This window comes from Roseburia sp. AM59-24XD, assembly GCF_003478445.1.
GTDB lineage: Bacteria > Bacillota > Clostridia > Lachnospirales > Lachnospiraceae > Jutongia.
In genome coordinates, this window is record NZ_QUET01000003.1 from 72,055 (window position 1) to 92,254 (window position 20,200).

Consider the following 20,200-nt stretch of genomic DNA (forward strand, 5'->3'; position numbering starts at 1 on the left):
ATATTATAATGAATATTACAAACGAAGGTTTAGTTTTAATGGGTTCTGCTATTGGTGCGGGTCTTGCGGTTATCGCCGGTATCGGTCCTGGTGTAGGTCAGGGTATTGCAGCCGGTTATGGTGCTTCTGCGGTAGGTCGTAATCCGGGCGCAAAGGGAGATATTATGTCAACCATGCTCCTTGGTCAGGCGGTTGCCGAGACAACAGGTCTTTATGGTCTCGTTATTGCACTGATTCTGTTATTTGCCAATCCTTTATACAGCAAGCTGTAATTTTGCAGTAAATACAGTTGAAAGGAGGCAGAACACAGGTGAGTGTAATGAATGTAGCTTTAGCACAGAGTGGGCTTGGAGATTATATTTTCGGACTGGATCCACAATTGATCTTTGACAGTCTGATCACCCTTCTGGCTATGTTTGTCCTTTTTCTGTTTTTGTCGTACCTATTATTCAATCCGGCGCGAGATCTGATGCAGAAGCGTCAGGAAACGATCCGTCAGGAGATGGAGACAGCGGCAAAGGAAAAGGCAGATGCGATTCAGTTTAAGGAGCAGTATGACGAGAAGCTGAAGAACGTTGATAAGGAATCCGAAGAGATTCTTTCAGAGACAAGAAAGAAAGCTCTGAAGAAGGAGACAGTGATCGTGGACGAGGCGAAGCAGGAGGCAAACCGTATCCTGGATCGTGCCAACCGCGAGGTAGAGCTGGAGAAAAATAAAGTCAAGGACGAAGTGAAGCAGGAAATGATCTCTGTAGCGGCAGCAATGGCTGGCAAGGTCATCGAGGTTTCTCTTGACGAGGACAAGCAGTCACAGTTGATCGAAGACACTTTAAAAGAGATGGGTGATGAGACATGGCTAAGTTAGTATCAAAAACCTACGGAGAAGCTCTTTTTGAGCTGGCAGTAGAGGAAAATAAGCTGGATGCCTGATGGAAGAAGTGGAGGCGGTCATTCAGGTGCTTGATGCCAATGAAGATTTCGTCAAGCTGATGAGTCATCCGAAGATCAGTGTGGAGGAGAAATGCTCCGTGCTGGAAACTGTCTTTCATGGCAGAGTGAGTGATGAACTGACGGGATTCTTTCTGACGATCGAGGAGAAAGGAAGATTTAAGGAAATATATCAGATCTTATCCTATTTCATTGATGAGTGCAGAGAGTATAAAAAGATTGGTGTCGCACATGTGACATCTGCAGCAGCCTTGAAGGAAGAGCAGAAGGAGGCTGTTGAGAAGCGTCTGCTTGAGACAACGAAATACGAATCCTTTGTGATGAATTTTGAAGTTGATCCGTCACTGATCGGAGGGATGAAGATCCGGATCGGCGACAGGGTAGTGGACAGCAGTATTAAAACAAAGCTGAATAATATGGCGAAATCCTTGTCGGAGATTCAGTTATCGAATTAAAAAGACAGCGCAGCAGAAACTATGAATATAGTCATTGTGTGTTTGTTGTGCCAGTAAGTTGAATGGAGGAGTATCATGAATTTGAAACCGGAAGAGATCAGTTCCGTGATCAAGGAACAGATTAAACACTACAGTACCAAATTCGATGTATCTGATACCGGTACCGTCATTCAGGTAGCGGATGGAATTGCCCGTATTCATGGTCTGGAAAATGCCATGCAGGGCGAGCTCCTGGAATTTCCAAATGATGTATTTGGAATGGTACAGAACCTGGAGGAAGATAATGTCGGTGCAGTGCTCTTAGGTGATCATAAAAATATCAATGAAGGTGATGTCGTTAAGACAACGGGACGAGTGGTTGAGGTGCCGGTAGGCGATGCGCTGCTGGGACGAGTTGTCAACGCACTTGGACAGCCGATTGATGGAAAAGGACCTATCGAAACAGAGAAATACCGTCAGATTGAGCGAGTTGCCTCCGGTGTTATTTCAAGAAAGTCAGTAGATACACCGTTACAGACAGGTATCAAAGCGATTGATTCCATGGTGCCGATCGGAAGAGGACAGCGTGAGCTGATCATCGGTGACCGTCAGACAGGTAAGACGGCGATCGCCATCGACACGATCATCAATCAGAAGGGTCAGGGCGTAAAATGTATTTACGTTGCCATTGGCCAGAAGGCTTCAACAGTAGCCACTATCGTAAAGAAGTTAGAAGAGTACGGTGCGATGGATTACACAACAATCGTAGCAGCGACCGCAAGTGAGCTGGCACCGTTACAGTATATCGCTCCATATTCCGGCTGTGCGATCGGTGAGGAGTGGATGGAGTCCGGAGAGGACGTACTGATCATTTATGATGATCTGACAAAGCATGCGGCAGCATATCGTACCCTGTCCCTGCTGCTCAAGCGTCCACCGGGACGTGAGGCATTCCCTGGAGATGTATTCTATCTGCATTCCCGTTTGTTGGAGCGTGCAGCGAGACTTTCCGATAAGCTGGGCGGTGGTTCCCTGACGGCACTGCCGATCATTGAGACACAGGCGGGCGATGTATCCGCATACATTCCGACCAACGTAATTTCCATTACAGATGGTCAGATCTATCTGGAAACAGAGATGTTTAACTCCGGATTCCGTCCGGCAGTAAACGCCGGATTGTCCGTATCCCGAGTTGGTGGTGCAGCACAGATCAAAGCGATGAAGAAGATTGCCGGGCCGATCCGTATTGAGCTGGCACAGTTCCGTGAGCTGGCAGCGTTCTCGCAGTTTAGTTCCGACCTGGATCCGGAGACAAAGGCTCAGCTGGCACAGGGTGAGCGTATCCGTGAGATTTTGAAGCAGGATCAGTATAATCCAATGCCGGTAGAGAATGAAGTAATGATCATTTATGCGGCAACCAAGAAATATCTGATCGATATTGAGTTGGATCAGATCCTGGAATTCGAGAAAGAGCTCTTTGAGTATGTTGACACGAAATATCCGGAGATCCCGGAGGCGATCCGCACCAGTGGCGAGATGAGCGCAGAGATTGAGGAGAAGCTTGTGAAGGCGATCGAAGAGATCAAGGAAGAATTTACCAAGTAATGACGTATGTATAAAAGCAGAATGGAGGAATCAATCATATGGCCTCTATGAGAGATATTAAACGGAGGAAGGAGAGCGTACAGAGTACGGAGCAGATCACCAAGGCGATGAAGCTGGTGTCTTCGGTCAAGCTGACCAAGGCAAAGCAGAATGCGGAGGAGTCCAAACCGTATTTTGATACGATGTATGAGACAGTAGCCGGGATGATTGCAAAGTCCGGACAGATGTCTCATCCGTTCCTGCAGAAAGGAAAATCGGACAAGAAAGCCGTGATCGTCGTGTCTTCCAATCGAGGACTGGCAGGCGGTTACAATTCCAATATCGTGAAGCTGATCTCGAAGGACGAGCGGTTCACACCGGAGAATACAAAGATATTTTCCGTAGGGACCAAAGGCAGGGATGCACTCGAGCATCTGGGCTATGAGATCGTAAGTGATTATTCGGAAGCCATGAACGGTCCGATGTATGACGATGCCATTGCTGTGGGAAAGGATGTGCTCAGCCAGTTTACGATGGGTAACATTGGTGAGATTTATCTGGTGTACACGATATTCAAGAATACCGTTGTACAGATCCCGACGATGGTAAAGCTTCTGCCGATCGATGCAGACGATATTACCTCGGAGAGCGAGGAAGCAGCAGATCCGCTGGAACGCATTACGCTGATGAACTATGAGCCGGCAGCAGAGGAGGCTCTGGATGCCATTGTGCCAAAGTATATCAACAGTCTGATCTTTGGCGGTCTGACAGAGGCGTATGCCAGTGAGAATGGTGCACGTATGCAGGCGATGGATTCTGCAACGAGCAATGCAGAGGATATGATCAGCGATCTGTCTCTTCGGTATAACCGGGCTCGTCAGGCGTCTATTACGCAGGAACTTACAGAGATCATTGCCGGTGCATCGGCGATCCAGTAGTGGACAGAAGTGACAGAGCATGATCAATGAGAGAAGACTTCCGGTTTAGTCCGGAAGTAAAATGTAACGATAATAATAGTATCTTGCCGGAGATGTGGCAGGATACAGCAGAATATAGGAAAAAGGAGTGAGATAAGAAAGATGGCAGATTTAAAGACAGGTAAGCTGACGCAGATCATCGGTGCCGTTCTTGATATCAAATTCCCGGAGGGCGGACTGCCTGAGATCAACGATGCAGTTAATGTGCCATTGGAAGATGGCAAAAAGCTGGTAGTTGAGGTGGCGCAGCATCTGGGAGATGATACGGTGCGCTGTATTGCCATGGGTCCGACAGATGGACTGAAGCGTGGCATGACCGCAGAAGCTACCGGCGGTCCGATCAGTGTTCCGGTTGGTGAGGCAACATTGGGACGTATGTTTAACGTACTGGGTGAGCCGATTGATGAGAAGCCGGCACCGACAGGAGTGCAGTATGATCCCATTCACAGAAAAGCGCCATCCTTTGAGGAGCAGTCGACAGCGACAGAGATCCTGGAGACAGGTATTAAGGTCGTTGATCTTCTCTGCCCGTATCAGAAGGGTGGTAAGATCGGTCTCTTCGGAGGAGCAGGTGTAGGTAAGACCGTGCTGATCCAGGAGCTGATCACCAATATCGCACAGGAACATGGTGGATATTCCGTATTTACAGGTGTAGGTGAGCGTACCCGTGAGGGTAATGACCTGTACTATGAGATGATCGAATCCGGTGTAATTGACAAGACAACCATGGTATTCGGACAGATGAATGAGCCGCCCGGAGCACGTATGCGTGTTGGTCTGACAGGACTGACGATGGCAGAGAACTTCCGTGATCGTTCCGGTAAGGATGTGCTTTTGTTCATTGATAATATTTTCCGTTTTACACAGGCAGGTTCCGAGGTGTCTGCGCTGCTTGGCCGTATGCCAAGTGCCGTAGGATACCAGCCGACACTGCAGACGGAGATGGGTGCGCTGCAGGAGCGTATCACTTCTACCAAGAAGGGTTCCATTACATCGGTTCAGGCTGTTTATGTGCCGGCCGATGACTTAACTGACCCGGCACCGGCCAATACCTTTGCGCATCTGGATGCAACGACCGTACTGGCGCGTTCCATTGCAGAGCTTGGTATTTATCCGGCGGTAGACCCGCTGGAGTCAACCTCGCGTATTCTTGATCCGCATATTGTGGGTGAGGAGCATTACAGAGTAGCAAGAAGCGTACAGGAGCTTCTTCAGAGATATAAGGAGCTGCAGGATATTATCGCAATCCTTGGTATGGATGAGCTTTCCGAGGAGGATAAGCTTGTGGTAAACCGTGCAAGAAAGGTACAGAGATTCCTGTCACAGCCGTTCCATGTAGCGGAGCAGTTTACAGGACTTCCGGGTAAGTATGTACCGGTATCTGAGACGATCCGCGGTTTCCAGGAGATTCTGGACGGCAAGCATGATTCCATCCCTGAGAATTACTTCCTGAATGCCGGCAGTATTGACGATGTTGTAGAGCGCGCCGCTTCCGCATCCAAATAAGGAGGGCTTTGATGGCTGATAAAACATTTAATTTGCAGATCATCTCTCCGACCCGTGTGTTTTTTGATGAAGCTGTGGATATGGTAGAGATGAAGACCACAGAGGGTGAAATTGGTGTTCTGGCGGGACATATTCCGCTTACCACGATTCTCGAACCGGGTGTGCTGCGGATCAAAACCGACGGAAATGTCCGGGAAGCAGCTCTGCATGATGGCTTCGTTCAGATCCAGAAGGATAAAGTTACGGTGCTTGCAGAGTCCTGTGAGTGGCCGGATGAGATCGATGCCAATCGTGCCGAAAAGGCGAAGGAGCGTGCAGAACGCAGACTCACAAGCGGTTCGAAGGAAGTTGATATGGTGCGTGCGGAGCTGGCACTGAAGAAAGCGCTGATCCGTATCGACCTTGCCGGAAAGCACTAGCACATTTGACAGAAGTGGCTGTGTAGCTTGTGATATCATAGCGCAGGAGACCTTAAGAAGCTTCTTAAGAAATTTGTAAGAATTTCACCGGCATAATCGCTTAGAAATAACGAATATTTCATGTAATTATAGTTAAATAATTCATGCAACTAAAAAAATCACTGTAAATTCTATGAAATTTGCGGTGATTTTTTTTGTATTTTCTTGTGGTACGATTGAACCAGTGAAATTGACGAAAGGGGATCGGAATATGGCAGAGACAATATTACGGCTGCAGAATATCAGCAAGTATTATTATTCGGATACATCGGTAACGCAGGCACTGCGTAAGATCAATCTGGAATTTTCCATGAGTGAATTTGTGGCGATCACAGGAGAAAGCGGTGGCGGAAAGTCCACCCTGTTGAATATGATCAGCGGTATGGATACCTTTGATGAGGGAGAGATGTACTACCGTGGACAGCCAACGTTTCAGTACGATGATCAGGATTGGGAGGAGTATCGGCGTAATCAGATCGGATTTGTATTTCAGGATTACAGTCTGATCAATCATTATACCGCACTTGATAATGTTCTGGCGGCACTTGTGATTCAGGGAAAGGATCCGGCAGAATGCAAGGATGAAGCGATGGATTACCTCGAGCAGGTAGGTCTGACCGGGCAGGCAGCGCAGCGTGCTTCACAGCTTTCCAGTGGGCAGAAGCAGCGTCTTTCTATTGCAAGAGCACTTGCCAAGAATACGGACATTATCGTGGCAGACGAGCCGACCGGTAATCTGGACAGTGAGACCGGACAGCAGATCATGGAGATCCTGGAACGCCTGTCGCATCAGAAGCTTGTGATCATGGTGACGCATAACTATGATCAGGCGGCACCGTATGTGACACGCCGCATCCGTCTTCACGATGGAGAGGTAGTGACGGATGTTCCCGTGAATAAAAGGGATGAAAATGTGGATTCAGACCACCAAAATCCCCCCAAAAGTGAAAATAAAACCGGAAACAACGGAAAAGCCAAAAAGAAAAAGCAGAATATGGCACGTTTTTTCGCATTAAAAAATATTAAGATGCAGAAAGGAAGAGCGGGATTTTTCTTTGCCTTTTTCCTGATCACGGCAGTCGTATCCTTTCTGTTTATCGGAGAGCTGTTAGTCTATGCCGATGACCGCATCACAAAAGAGTACGACACCAGCGCATATCTCCAGAAGAATGATAAGCGTCTCTCTGTGCGGCATCCCGACAACAGTGTGCTGACAGAGAAGGACCGGGCGGCGATCGCCAGCGTCAAATATGTTGATCAGGTTGATCTTTGTGATTATGCCAATGATGTCAATTATTACATTGAGAAGGATAAGGATTATGAGGTGGCATATGGCAGCAAGGAAAGACTCATCAGTAATGTACAGGATGACTCCGATGAGGAGAACGACCAGGGAGTGCGGCTGTTAGACAAGTCGCATTTCATGAAATCCTCCACGGCGATCACCGGGGAGGATCTGTCAGCGGGACGTCTGCCAAAGGAGCGGAATGAGATCGTGCTTTATACTTCCGATTCCAGGAAGCTTAACAGTGAGATCACCTGTTATTTTTCTTCCGATAATCTTTGGAAGGAAGGCACCAGCTGTTACCAGAAGCTTAAAATTGTCGGTATTCTGAAGGACAATACTAAGCAGGTATATTTTCATCCGGAGCTTTGTGAGATGCTGACATACGGACTGGACCGGTTCGTTGTGTGGACGCAGTTTTGCTGGGATGCCCTGTATAATCAGTATAACGGAACTTTTAAGCCGGCGTATGTCGTGGTTGGCGATGGTCTGAAGAAGAATCAGGTGCGCGTCTCCGAAAATTATAAGATTCCATCGACCGGTTATGGACTCATTCCAAATGATTTAAAAAAGGCATTTGTGGGACAGGGATGTATTCATATTGAGCAGACAAAGAGCGGCATCGATGCGGAATTGAAGGATGCCATTGAGCAGAATATGAGTGCCGCTGGCTACGAAGAGGATTCGGAAGAGGAGTCTTCCGAAGATTCTGAAGATGGGGATAACGAAGATGGCATTAAGTTTGACATTGAGTATGTGGAGGATTTCAGCAAGCAGGGAGCAGACTTTATCGAGGTAAGTCCTGCTATTTACCGGAAGCTGAGAGACTATTACAATATTGGAACAACACAGGCGAGTGTGTACATTGCCAATTACAGCAAGACAGATAAAGTCATCAGTGCCTTGAAGGAGAAGGGATATGATGCCGTCAGCACACTCCGCGTCTGCAGCACAAGGTATATGCAGGATAAGGTTTACAAGCGTCTGGAGGTTATCGGAATTTCCTGCATGATCCTGATCATTCTGGCAATTCTTCAGATCCTGATCGTGCGCTCGATCCTCAAGATCAAGAAAAAGGATTACAGCGTACTCCGCTTTATGGGAATGCGCAGAAAGCAGTTATGCCGTATTACATATCAGGAAATGGGGGTTCATGGTATCGCGGCAGTTATCGTGACGTTGATCGTGATGCTGATCCTGCGTCTGGCAGGCGTCGCATTTATCAGGAATATGTTGTTCTATTACAGCATCATCGGCATCGTGGGATTCCTGGCATACAACATCATATTAATGCTTTTGACGGTATTTTTCTTTAATCGTACATTGCGGACCACGTAGTTTCCGGGCTTTGCCGGATCAGACGGCAGAGAGGAAGCAGCGGGGGTGTGTATTAAAGGGGGGACGATATGGAGAAGGATAACAGAAAAAGAAAATGTTCCGATCTGCGGGAAGCGATGTTTTTCGCATTGCGCGATCTGAAATATCAAAAGAAACGAACATTTTTTATCGTGGTATTGTTTTTGACAATGGCAGGACTTTCTGCATTGTTTATCGGAGAACTGTTTGTTTATAAAGACGACCGTATTACAAGGAAATATGACACCTCGGCATTTCTGCAGAAAAACGACAGAAGGCTGTCGGTGCGCCGGTTGGATGGCTCCGGGCTTACAGAGAAGGATCGCAAACAGATTGAAAAGGTAAAATATGTGGAGGACGTGGATCTGTACGACTATGTCAATGATATTCAGTATGACGTATCGAAACGGATGAAGAATCCGTCCTACATGCGGTCTACTACCGGAATCACAGAGGATGATCTGGTCAAGGGAAGGATGCCCCAAAACAGGCTGGAGATTCTCGTATCCGCTGAGGATGCGAAGTTACTTGGAAAGAAGAAAACCTACTATTTTGCCTGTGAAAATATATGGCCAAAGGGAGAGAAGTGCTGGTTTAAGATGAAGGTGGTCGGTGTGTGTGACCGCGAGGGAAGCCGGCTGTATTTCGATCCTGAGTTCTGCCATATGCTATGTCCGGCACTGGATGGCTATAGCTACAAGATGGATTATGATCAGGATGTGATGTCAAGAAAATATACCAAGAGCTTCTCCTTTTATCCGATCGTTTCCGATGATCTGAAGGGGCGTCATGTGAGAGTATCCAAGAATTATGTCATGGATGCATTTACCGGCTCCAATGGCGATCAGCTCAATGTCTATAGTGCATTTTCGGGTATGCGGCTTCCGTTTCATATTACGAAGACGGAGGGCGGAAGCGTGGTTTCTGTGGGTGAGACCGAGGATACAACGGAGGCACAGGTATACACCTTTAATAACGGTTATCTGGATGTCGATCTGGAGCTGATCGACCAGGGCGGTGAGTTTGTCGAGGTAAGTCAGGATCTGTTTGATGAGATATATCCGGAGCAGACGACGCAGGCAAGTGCTTATATTTCGCATTACACGAAGACAGCGAAGGTGATCAAAAAGCTTCAGGAGATGGGATATGATGCAATTAGTACATATCAGGTCAGCGCGACCACATACATTGCGGGCAAGGTCATGAAGCGGTTATATATTATCTCGTTTTCCGCTGCAATCCTGATCATTCTGTCGTGCATGATGTACTTCCTGCTGCGTCAGATCATCCGCATGCAACAGGGACAGCTTCAGACACTCCGGTTTATGGGAATGCGGCAGCGCCCGCTGGAGCTGAATGTATACATACAGTTGATCCTTGTGGATGTGTCGGCATCGGTTGTGATGTTTGCGGCATCAGCTTTCCTGAGGCTGCGGAGTGCGACAGTTTACCGGATCTGGCAATATCAGAGTGTATGGAGTCTTTTATGGTTCTTTGTATATAATCTGGCGGTAGCCGTTGTGGCGACTGCCCTGACACTGATGCATTTTCGGTCATCGGAGGGATGGCAGAATGGAGGAAAGAGAAATGGTAAAAATAGATAAACTCGATAAATACTTTAATAAAGGAAGGTCCAACGAGAACCATGTGCTGAAGGAAGTCAGTCTGGAAATGGAAGAAAAGGGGCTCGTATGTATCCTTGGTGAAAGTGGATCGGGCAAGACCACACTGTTAAATACGATCGGTGGTCTGGACACATTTCGCAGCGGAACCATTACGGTAGACGATGTCGTCCTTAAGAAATATGAGCAGAAAAAGGTCGAGCGTCTCCGAAATCAGAAGTTCGGTTATATTTTCCAGAACTACTATCTGCTGCAGGATTACACGGTGGCATATAATGTCAAGCTGGCGTTAAACGTGTTTGATCTGACCGAGGAGCAGAAGGATGAACGTGTGGATTACGTGCTGGAAGCCCTTGGAATGGCGCGCTACAAAAAGAAACGCGTGTCGCAGCTTTCCGGTGGACAGCAGCAGCGCGTGTCGATCGCCAGAGCACTTGTGAAATCACCGGATATCATTCTTGCCGATGAGCCGACCGGTAACCTCGATGAGGAAAATACCCTCAACACCATGAGCATCCTCAAGAGCATTTCCAAGGAATGTCTTGTAATTTTAGTTTCTCATGAAAAAGCCATTGCAAAGTTTTTCGCCGATCGTATCATTGAGATCCGCGATGGTGAGATCGTAAAGGATTATGCCAATGATGCGAAGGGCGCATACCAGAAGATGGACGATGCCAACATTTATCTGAAAGATATGGAGCGGCAGGAGATCGACGATGAGTTTATCAATCTGTCCCTGTATCGCGAAATGCCGGATCCGGAGGAGATGCCGGAGCAGGAAAAGGGCAAGCTGCATATCAATCTGGCGTGGAAGGATGGAAAGCTTTATATCCAGACAGAGGACGATGTTGAGCTGATGCTGACCGGCGAGGAATCCGGCTGCGTGATGCTGGATGCGAACCGCCCGAAGCTGGATCAGAGCCAGGCAGAGGAGATAACCTATGATCTGCCGAAGATGAAGGCTGGGCGCAGTATGGGACTTCCGGCAAAGGAAATCTGGAAGCTTGCCTGCGAGAATATACGCATGCTCGGCAAAAAGCACAGGTTCATTGTAGGAATCCTTTTGGCGACCTCGGTGCTTCTGGTTATTGCACTGGCGGATTATATGATGCAGCACAATTTCGATCAGGAGGACGTTGTTACACAGGATTCCCATTATGTGACAGTTCAGCTAGAAGCGATCGAGGGAGATCAGGATATGCTGAATCAGCAGTTGAAGAAGTATTATCAGGAAACGCTCACCTCGAAGATACAATACAATGCATTACAGCAGGGAACACTGAACATCGGATACAACGGTTTCCGTCAGCTCAAGCGTGTCAATGCAAAGATCAATGATTTTTCTGCGGTAGATTACAGTGTGTTAAAGGAGGAGGATCTTGTATGCGGACGTCTTCCGAAGAATCGCAAGGAGATGGTCATTGACAAATGGCTGCTGTCAACATTCCAGAAGTCCGGAAATGTTGTCGCATCCCTTTATAACAATGAGGAATCCCTGCTTGGCCTGAAAGTTATGACGACAATCTCCAATCTTCAGATCGAGATCGTAGGAGTGTCCGATACGAAGGAGCCGACCGTTTACGTCAGCCCGTATGTGGCATTCTGCATGAACTACGGTGACAAAAAGATCATGACGGATGAGGAGCTTCGCGAGACTTATCCGGATGAGTACGGCGATGTCAAGCTTACGGGCAATCAGATTCTTGTCGATGAGGATAAATATAAGGACTATGAGTTTCAGGCACGGTGGTCGAGCGGTGAGATGATCACGGATCAGGCGGAGGAGACGCTGAACTTAGACAAGTGTAAGATCGTCGGTAAATGTCCGCTCGACAGCGGCGCGGAGTATGTTCTTCCGAAGGAGCGCTGTGAGGAGATCCGTATGCGGTATGTGCTTGATGCAAAGCAGTTCCAGGTATACACAGACGATGTGGAGGGAACGATCAAGTATTTCAAGAAGCACGGAGAGGATTACCGAAAATATTTTAAGGTCAAAGCGCAGAGTAATGCACAGCTGCAGATTGACAAGTATCTGGAAGAGCAGAAGGAAAGCGGTCTCAATGCAGGTTATATTGTGACAATTGCAGTTGCAGTATTGTCATTGATTATGATATATTTTACTATAAAGTCAAATGCAATGGCACGAAGCGAGGAACTGACGGTTTACCGGTTGATCGGAATTGCTCCGGGAAGCATTCTGAAGGCGTATATGCTGGAAATGATGATGATGACGGCATACACCTGTATCCCGGCGATCCTGATCACAAGCGGCGTGATCAAGTTTATCAGTTCGATCCCGTCTCTGCAGATCTATCTGCTGTTCCCGTGGTGGATGGCAGCGCTGCTGATCGTGGCAATGTTTGTTGTCAATATGATCGTCAGTGTACTTCCGGTCCGCAAGATTCTTCACACTCCACCGGCTCAGCTGGTACAGTAGAGGTAAGGGAGAGCATTGCATTTCAGATCATACAGACAGTGTGTGAATCGGCTTGATAGATACAGAACAGACACAGGCGGTGCATACTGTTTAGAAGAGGAGAATGACAATGCAGGTGTACTTTGCACCCTTAGAGAGCATTACCGGATATGTGTTCCGGAATGTGTATGAAACATATTACGGAGGGATTGACCGTTATTTTACGCCATTCATCACAGCGACGGACAGCAGACGGCTGCGCAACAAGGAGATGAGAGACATCCTGCCGGACAATAATTCGGTGGGATGTCTGATTCCTCAGATCATGAGCAACCGTGCGGAAGAGTTTCTGCGGGTTGCAGATCAGATGGCAGAGCTTGGCTATGACACGGTCAACTTAAATCTTGGCTGCCCGGCAAGAACCGTGGTGTCCAAGGGGAAAGGCTCCGGTTTTCTGGCAAGGACGGTGGCGCTGGACCGTTTTCTGCGGGAAATCTATGAGAAGTGTCCGCTTAAGATATCGATCAAGACAAGGCTTGGCGTTGATGATCCCGAGGAGTTTTTGGAGATCATCGATATTTATAATCAGTATCCGGTGGAGGAGCTGATCATTCATCCGCGAGTGCAGAAGGATTATTATAAGAATACGCCGAATCTTGATATGTTTGCAGAGGCAGTGAAGCGCTGTCGTATGCCGTTGTGCTATAATGGTGATATCTGTTCGGTGGAGGATTACGAGCGGATCCACACCCGTTTTCCGGAGGTCTCCCGCATTATGATCGGCAGGGGACTTTTGACGCATCCGGGGCTGGCACTTGCGATTAAGGGAGAGCCGGTGACGGGGGATATTACCCGGATCGGGAAGTATGCCGATGCCGTATGCCGGGCGTACTGTGAGGCATATGACCGGGGCAGCCGGTGCTTTTCAAGATGAAGGAGCTGTGGGGCTTTCTTGCGGACAGTATGCCGGATGGCAGAAAGCTTCGTAAAAGGATCCACAAAACACAGCGGTTAGATGGATATCAGCGGTTGATGCAGGAGGTTTTTCCGGAGGTATTCCGGGAGAGGTAAGCGGGATGCGTATGTATATAATACGCATCAATACAAACGAAGTTTGTAAAATGAAAGTCGTCTGCAGTTGTCAGGGCAGTAAACGGCGGGATGACTACGACCAAGAGAAAGGTATGGGAAGGGATATGAAGAAAATAAAGCGATGGATGTGGGGATTACTTGCAGTTATATTGGTGGCAGCTGGAGTGGCAGGCTATAAGAGCATTGGCATGAACCGGACCCGCAGCGCGGTGCAGTCGGCAAGGAAGGCATCACTGACTACAACGGCAAGGGCGGCTGATGCAACACCGGTTGAGCAGCATGGGGCACTCCATGTATCGGGAACCGATCTGATGGACAGCCGGAATGTGAAGTTTCGTCTGAAGGGCGTCAGCACACACGGTATTGCGTGGTTCCCACAGTATGTGAACAAGGAGGCATTCCGAACGCTTCGGGATAAGTTTGGCATCAATACGATCCGTCTTGCCATGTACACCAACAAGTCAGAGGGCTATGGTACAGAGGCTGTCAAGAAAGTGCAGGAGGGTGTGCGGTATGCCACAGAGCTTGGTATGTATGTGATCATTGACTGGCATGTGCTCAGCGAGGGCAACCCGAACAAGCATAAGGCGGAGGCTAAGAAGTTCTTTGCAAAGATGGCGAAGCAGTACGCCGGTCAGGACAATGTGATCTACGAGATCTGCAACGAGCCGAACGGCGCCGTCACCTGGAAGAAGCATATCAAGCCATACGCTAAGACCATTATCGGTACGATCCGAAAGTACAGCAAGAACGCCGTGATCGTTGTCGGAACACCGACCTGGTCGCAGGATGTGGACGTTGTGGCACAGAGTCCGCTCAGGAGTAAGAATGTGATGTATGCGCTTCATTTCTATGCAGCAACGCATAAGGAATGGATTCAGGATAAGCTTAAGAAAGCGCACAAAAAGGGACTCCCTGTAATGGTAACGGAGTTCAGCATCTGCGATGCATCCGGTAACGGCGCATTGGATAAGGCGTCTGCGCGCAAGTGGATGAAGCTTCTGGATAAGTACAATATCAGTTATACCGCATGGAGTCTGTGCAATAAGAATGAGTCATCTGCTCTGATCGAAAGCTCCTGCAATAAGACAAGCGGCTGGACGAGAAGCGATCTCTCGCCGGCAGGCAAGTGGTATTTTGATCAGACGAAATAAAGACAAAAAATGGAGGTCACCCGGGGGAAGTGGGTGACCTCTTTATAAAGGGGAAACAAATAAAAGATAATATGTAAAGTTAACTCTTCTATTACAAATTATAACAAATTACCGAAAAATGCAATACCTTTTTTGGAAATATTTTGTGAAATTAAATGGTAAATTTTAATAATTTGTGACTTAATTGTAAAAATGAGTTGTGCAAATCTGATAGGGTATTATATAATATAAGAAACAGATGCTGAAAAACAGACATTTCAGTGGTTTCGACTGCATTGAAAATGTGAACAAAACAAATGCGCAAAGGAGCGCGGAAAGAGGTAACACAGGATGAGTTGGACGAGAGCGGAATTAAAGATCAGAGCGAAAGCGGCAGTGAAGATGTACTATTGGAAAATGGTACTGGTAGCATTTATTTTATCAATGATAGGCGGAGGGGCTTCCAGTGTCGGCAGCAGGTCTGCAAGCGATAACTCTGCAGGAAGCGGTGCAAGCTCCATGTTTGAAGGGATCAATATGCAGGTGGCAATGATCGCTGTGATCATTGTGCTTGTCGTTGTTGTGATCGCATTAGCTCTTAGTGTCTTTGTATTTAATGTTCTGGAGGTAGGCTGCAGGGGCTTTTTCAGCCGTAGTATGACAGAGGATCCGGAGCTTGGGCTGATCGCAGACGGATTTACGCAGAATTACTGGAACTGTGTGAAAACACAATTTCTGAAATCTCTGTTTATTGGATTATGGAGTCTTCTCTTTGTAATCCCGGGTGTGATCAAGGCATATGAGTACCGCATGGTGCCGTACCTTCTGGCGGAGTATCCGGAAATGAGCAGCGGAGAAATATTTGCAAGAAGCAAGGAAATGATGCAAGGCAATAAGTGGGATACCTTTGTGCTGGATATCTCCTTTGTCGGCTGGGTTCTGTTAAGCGGAATCACACTTGGTATTCTCTATATTTTCTGGGTGGGACCATATATCGCAGCTACGGATGCGGCGCTTTATCACAGAATCAGCGGCAAGGATACCTACGGCAACGGAGGTTATGGCAATTACGCCGGTTATGATCAGAACGGTTATACACAGAACGGTCAGGCACAGAACGGTTATGGGCAGAACGGCCAGGCACAGAATGATTATAACCGGAATAGTTATGGGCAGAACGGTCAGGCACAGAATGATTATAACCGGAATAGTTATGGGCAGAACGGTCAGACACAGAATGATTATAACGAGAATGGTTATGAACAGAATAGTTATACCCGGAATAACCAGACGCAGGGAGGTTACGATCAGAACGGTTATGACCAGAATGGTCAGAATCCGACGAACGGCACATCAAACAGCGGTTATGACCAGAAGTATTTCTCGGATAATTAATTTGGGTGCGGCAGCTTTGAGCTGACCGATCAAACGAAGTATTTGGCATGGGGGTTTACGAAACGCTGTCCGGCAGAGAAGCTGTCGGTGACAGATGAAGGGGGGAGGCTATGAGCGGAGAACGAAAAAGTATTCGGAGAAGCCTGCTTTTGATGGTGACATTACCGACCGTGATCCTGACTGTATTTGTGTTGAGCATCGGAGTGCTGTTGTTTTATCATTTTTACAGTCAGAGCATCCGGGACGAGCTTGCTTCCACGACCACGATGATGGTCGATTGCCTGGATCTTACCGTGCGGGGGGATTATCAGTACGAGAATGGGATTTTGCTGAAGGGCAATATGAACATCACTGACTCCACGATGCTGTATAAGGTCAAGGAAAAGTCGGGCATTGATACCACTATATTCTGGGGAGGTACCCGTATCCTTACCACGATTGAGGATCAATACGGTGTTTCTGCGGCAGGCACCAGCGCGGAGAAGAAAGTGACGGATGTGGTTCTCGGAGAAGGAAAGGATTATTATGCTGATCATGTCGATGTTGATGGGACGGAATACATCGGTTATTACAAGGCACTGGAGAATGATGGAAACAAACCGGTTGGAATGGTATTTGCCGGCAAGAAGCTGACACTTGTGTATCAGAAGATCCTGAGAACGCTGCTGGGATTTGTCCTGTTTTCTTTGGTCGCAGTGCTGGTGGCGATGCTTTGCACCAGACAATATTCCTCCGGGGTGATCCGGGATATCAACACGATCAATCATTTTCTGCAGACGATATCGGAGGGTACGCTCGGGGAGACGCTTGACGAGAGGATCCGCAACCGCAAGGATGAGCTTGGAGATATCGGAATATACGCCGATAAAATGCGGACGAATCTGCAGAAGCTGGTGGAAATGGATGCGCTGACAGCGTTATACAACCGCCGGAGCGGCAATCAAATGCTTGAGGTGCTGGTGGGACAGCGTGCAGAATACACAGCAGTGATGTGTGACATCGACTTTTTCAAGAAAGTCAACGATACTTACGGTCACGCAGCAGGAGACAGGGTGCTGACAGCGATCTCTGCGCAGATCCGGGAAAATGTCGGTGAGGATGGCTTTGCAAGCCGCTGGGGCGGCGAGGAATTTCTTGTAATTTATTGTATGAATCTGGAGGAGACAAGAAAACGAATCGACAAATTGCAGCAGACAATCAGGGATCTGCAGGTACGCTATGGAGATCAGACCATCCGGGTGACAATGACATTTGGCATGGGACAGAGTGATCCGGGAGAGTCCTATGAAAAGGTGATCAAGAGGGCAGACGAAAAGCTGTATGTTGGTAAAAACGGAGGACGCGATCAGATTGTGATGTAAGGCAGGATGGGAAAGGCAGGGATGAAAATGAAGCGATCATGGATATTGCTGCTTGCGGTTTGTATGCTGTTTACGGGCTGCGGCAGAAAGGCGGATAAGATCTGCTCGCTGGACGATCTGGAAGGAAAGACGATCGGTGTTCAGATGAAAACAACCGGAGATATTTATGCCAGTGATATCAAGAATGCCAAAACGAAGCAGTTTAACAAGGGCATTGATGCGGTCAAGGCTCTGCGCAAGGGTGTAGTTGATGCTGTGATGATCGATGATGCTCCGGCGAAGGTGTTTGCGGCGCAGTATAGTGATGTGAAGATCCTTGAGGAACCGTATGCGAAGGAAGAGTACGGCATCACTGTCAATAAAGAAGAGACCGGTCTGCGTGACAAGATCAATGAGGCGCTGGAAAAGCTCGAGCAGAACGGAACACTTGCATCGATCCGGCAAGCATGGCTGCAGGAGGGTGAGCAGAAGACGGCGTATCAATGGCAAAAGAAAAAGCATTCCGGTGGCAAGCTGGTCATGGTGACAAATGCGGAGTTTCCTCCTTATGAAAGCAAAGATAACAAAGGAAATGTTGTCGGCATTGATGTGGATATTATGAAAGCTATCTGCGATATGCTTGATATGGATCTTGAGATAAATGATACAGCTTTCGATTCCATTCTGGCAAACGTAGAGCGTAAGATGGCAGATGTCGGCGTGGCAGGGATGACGATCACGGAGGAGCGCCGGAAACAGGTTGATTTTACGGATCCGTACACCACAGCGAAACAGGTTGTCATTGTACGTAAATAGTGCAGAGCTGCCGGAAGTTACCGAAATATTTCGGAAGTGACCACACAAGTAGAACACAATATACTGGAAATATATAACAATATATCTACATGGGTAGAAAGTCCTGCTTCGATTGGAAGTAGGACTTTTCGCATGTTATTCGTGAAATATGCACAGAAAACGGTAATATTTTCTTAAAAAATTCACAAAATGCAGGTTGACAAATTAGAGCGATGTTACTATAATTGTTAATAACGTGTAACAATTATGTAATATTTTGATGGACATAGAACTTTATACAGAATAAGGAAGACATAGAATTAAGAAGTACGATTTACAGAAAGGATTTTGGATATGTTAAAGTCGAGAAGATTTAAAAGGAAAGCAGTTTGTCTGGGACTTACAGCAACACTGATTGCAGGGTTTGCCGTAACGTTTGTCGTTCCTACAGCAGCGAATATCTGTCGTGAACTGAATATGGCAGGAATCTCTCTTTCTCTGGACAAGTTTTCATCTAATAATAAGGATTCTATTATAAATTCATCGGTTTCACAGCCGGCACAGACAGCGACGGAGGCTTCCGTATCTGCAACACCGGAGGCAACCACAGAGGCAACGGCGGAGCCGGTCAAGAAGAAAGCACCGAAGAAGAATGATCAGCCAAAGCGTGTGGACAAGGGTCTTGTGACAGATATGGATGTTAAGGCAATCTCTACAGCAAGTGACTATGTACATGTGCGTAGAAAGCCAAACACCCACAGTAAGATCGTCGGCAGACTTTACAAGGGCTGTTCCGCAGATGTATTAAAGACCAAGAACGGCTGGGCAAAGATCCGTTCCGGCAATGTAACCGGTTATATTAAGAAGAGTTATCTTGCGATCGGTGATGATGCGAAGAAGATGATCGGTAAGTATGGACAGAAATATGTTCGTGTTAAGACATCTGTTGTCACATTGAATGTTCGTAAGAAAGCAGATATCAAGTCAAAGATTTTAACACAGATTCCAATTGAAGAAAATTATGATGTGATCAAGTCAACCGATCACTGGTACAAGATCGAGATTGATGGAGATACCAAGGGTTATGTTCGTAAAGAGTATGTTACTCTTCATGTAAGATTCAAGCATGCAAAGTCCATGGCTGAGATCAAAGCAGAGCATCGCAGAAAGCTGGCTGCGAAGAGAGCACAGAGACAGAGACTTGCCGCTCTTGCCGCTTCCCGTTCTACCAGAAGCACAAGCAGCAGTTCATCATCAAGAAGCAGCTCAAGCAGACGTTCTACTTCATCAAGAAGCAGCTACAGCTCACGGAGGAGCTCAAGCAGCTCATCATCAAGCAGTAGTTCAAGCTCATCAAGTACGGCATCAGCAAGTGGATCAACAGGATCAGATATCGCAAGCTATGCACAGAAGTTTGTCGGCAACCCATACAGATGGGGTGGTACAAGCTTGACAAACGGTGCTGACTGCTCCGGATTTACCATGACGATCTATGGTCAGTATGGTTACTCCCTTCCACATTCCTCAGCAGCACAGGCTGGATGCGGAAGAAGCGTAAGCCTTTCCAACGTACAGCCGGGCGACCTGATCTTCTACAAGCACGGCGGACGTGTTGGTCATGTGGCAATGTATATCGGTGGTGGACGTGTTGTTCATGCACAGTCAGCCCGTACCGGCATCACAACCTCCAGCATGTATTACAACCAGCCGGCATGTGCAAGACGAATTGTAGGCTAAATTGACAAAATGAAATAGATATGCTATATTTTATTTATACAACGGCGTAGTTTTCTAGGAAACTATGCCGTTTTGCTCGTTTATACACAAATAAATTAAGCAAAGTACCAAAAACAGGACAG

16 protein-coding genes and 1 pseudogene are annotated in these 20,200 nt (G+C 47.4%); all 17 read left to right on the plus strand.

The features are described 5' to 3' along the window. Positions 1–8: 8 nt before the first annotated feature. Entirely contained in the window at positions 9–272 is a 264-nt protein-coding gene (gene atpE, locus DXA20_RS02020; RefSeq protein WP_022305474.1) for an ATP synthase F0 subunit C, read from the plus strand. Positions 273–319: 47 nt separating this feature from the next. Next, positions 320–865, plus strand: coding sequence for a F0F1 ATP synthase subunit B (gene atpF, locus DXA20_RS02025; protein WP_118559096.1), 546 nt, complete (start codon positions 320–322; stop codon positions 863–865). Continuing rightward, positions 853–1,403 (plus strand): annotated as a pseudogene (gene atpH, locus DXA20_RS02030) (ATP synthase F1 subunit delta). The gene atpF and the pseudogene atpH overlap by 13 nt, the downstream one beginning before the upstream one ends. A gap of 75 nt (positions 1,404–1,478) precedes the next feature. Beyond that, positions 1,479–2,987, plus strand: coding sequence for a F0F1 ATP synthase subunit alpha (gene atpA / locus DXA20_RS02035; RefSeq protein ID WP_118559097.1), 1,509 nt, complete (start codon positions 1,479–1,481; stop codon positions 2,985–2,987). Positions 2,988–3,025: 38 nt separating this feature from the next. Next, the gene (gene atpG, locus DXA20_RS02040; RefSeq protein WP_022305470.1) at positions 3,026–3,904 is read left to right on the plus strand and encodes an ATP synthase F1 subunit gamma; all 879 of its coding nucleotides are present in this window, start codon (positions 3,026–3,028) and stop codon (positions 3,902–3,904) included. Between the two features lie 141 nt (positions 3,905–4,045). Further along, positions 4,046–5,449, plus strand: a complete 1,404-nt coding sequence (gene atpD / locus DXA20_RS02045; protein WP_022305469.1) for a F0F1 ATP synthase subunit beta — start codon at positions 4,046–4,048, stop codon at positions 5,447–5,449. An 11-nt stretch (positions 5,450–5,460) separates the two neighbouring features. Then, on the plus strand, positions 5,461–5,868 hold the full coding sequence (locus DXA20_RS02050; RefSeq protein WP_022305468.1) for a F0F1 ATP synthase subunit epsilon: 408 nt from the start codon (positions 5,461–5,463) through the stop codon (positions 5,866–5,868). Positions 5,869–6,118: 250 nt separating this feature from the next. Then, positions 6,119–8,530, plus strand: a complete 2,412-nt coding sequence (locus DXA20_RS02055; protein WP_158577095.1) for an ABC transporter ATP-binding protein/permease — start codon at positions 6,119–6,121, stop codon at positions 8,528–8,530. A gap of 68 nt (positions 8,531–8,598) precedes the next feature. Then, the gene (locus DXA20_RS02060) at positions 8,599–10,152 is read left to right on the plus strand and encodes an ABC transporter permease (RefSeq protein ID WP_118559099.1); all 1,554 of its coding nucleotides are present in this window, start codon (positions 8,599–8,601) and stop codon (positions 10,150–10,152) included. Beyond that, positions 10,121–12,607, plus strand: coding sequence for an ABC transporter ATP-binding protein/permease (locus tag DXA20_RS02065; RefSeq protein ID WP_118559100.1), 2,487 nt, complete (start codon positions 10,121–10,123; stop codon positions 12,605–12,607). Before DXA20_RS02060 ends, DXA20_RS02065 begins: the two co-directional genes overlap by 32 nt. Before the next feature lie 103 nt (positions 12,608–12,710). Further along, positions 12,711–13,520 (plus strand): tRNA dihydrouridine synthase, encoded by an 810-nt coding sequence (locus tag DXA20_RS02070; RefSeq protein WP_118559101.1) that lies wholly within the window; start codon positions 12,711–12,713, stop codon positions 13,518–13,520. Next, positions 13,517–13,657, plus strand: a complete 141-nt coding sequence (locus DXA20_RS16065) for a hypothetical protein (RefSeq protein WP_158577096.1) — start codon at positions 13,517–13,519, stop codon at positions 13,655–13,657. Before DXA20_RS02070 ends, DXA20_RS16065 begins: the two co-directional genes overlap by 4 nt. A 125-nt stretch (positions 13,658–13,782) precedes the next feature. Next, positions 13,783–14,832 (plus strand): glycoside hydrolase family 5 protein, encoded by a 1,050-nt coding sequence (locus tag DXA20_RS02075; RefSeq protein WP_243100494.1) that lies wholly within the window; start codon positions 13,783–13,785, stop codon positions 14,830–14,832. Between the two features lie 330 nt (positions 14,833–15,162). Further along, a complete protein-coding gene (locus DXA20_RS02080; protein ID WP_118559103.1) occupies positions 15,163–16,206 on the plus strand; it encodes a DUF975 family protein in 1,044 nt (347 codons plus the stop codon). A gap of 110 nt (positions 16,207–16,316) precedes the next feature. Further along, complete coding sequence (locus DXA20_RS02085) at positions 16,317–17,567, plus strand: sensor domain-containing diguanylate cyclase (RefSeq protein WP_118559104.1); 1,251 nt, start codon at positions 16,317–16,319, stop codon at positions 17,565–17,567. A gap of 27 nt (positions 17,568–17,594) precedes the next feature. Beyond that, positions 17,595–18,362 carry a transporter substrate-binding domain-containing protein gene (locus DXA20_RS02090; RefSeq protein ID WP_158577097.1) on the plus strand — a complete coding sequence of 256 codons (768 nt, stop codon included), beginning with the start codon at positions 17,595–17,597 and terminating at the stop codon, positions 18,360–18,362. A gap of 333 nt (positions 18,363–18,695) precedes the next feature. Beyond that, positions 18,696–20,078 (plus strand): C40 family peptidase, encoded by a 1,383-nt coding sequence (locus tag DXA20_RS02095; protein ID WP_118559106.1) that lies wholly within the window; start codon positions 18,696–18,698, stop codon positions 20,076–20,078. Positions 20,079–20,200 lie beyond the last annotated feature (122 nt).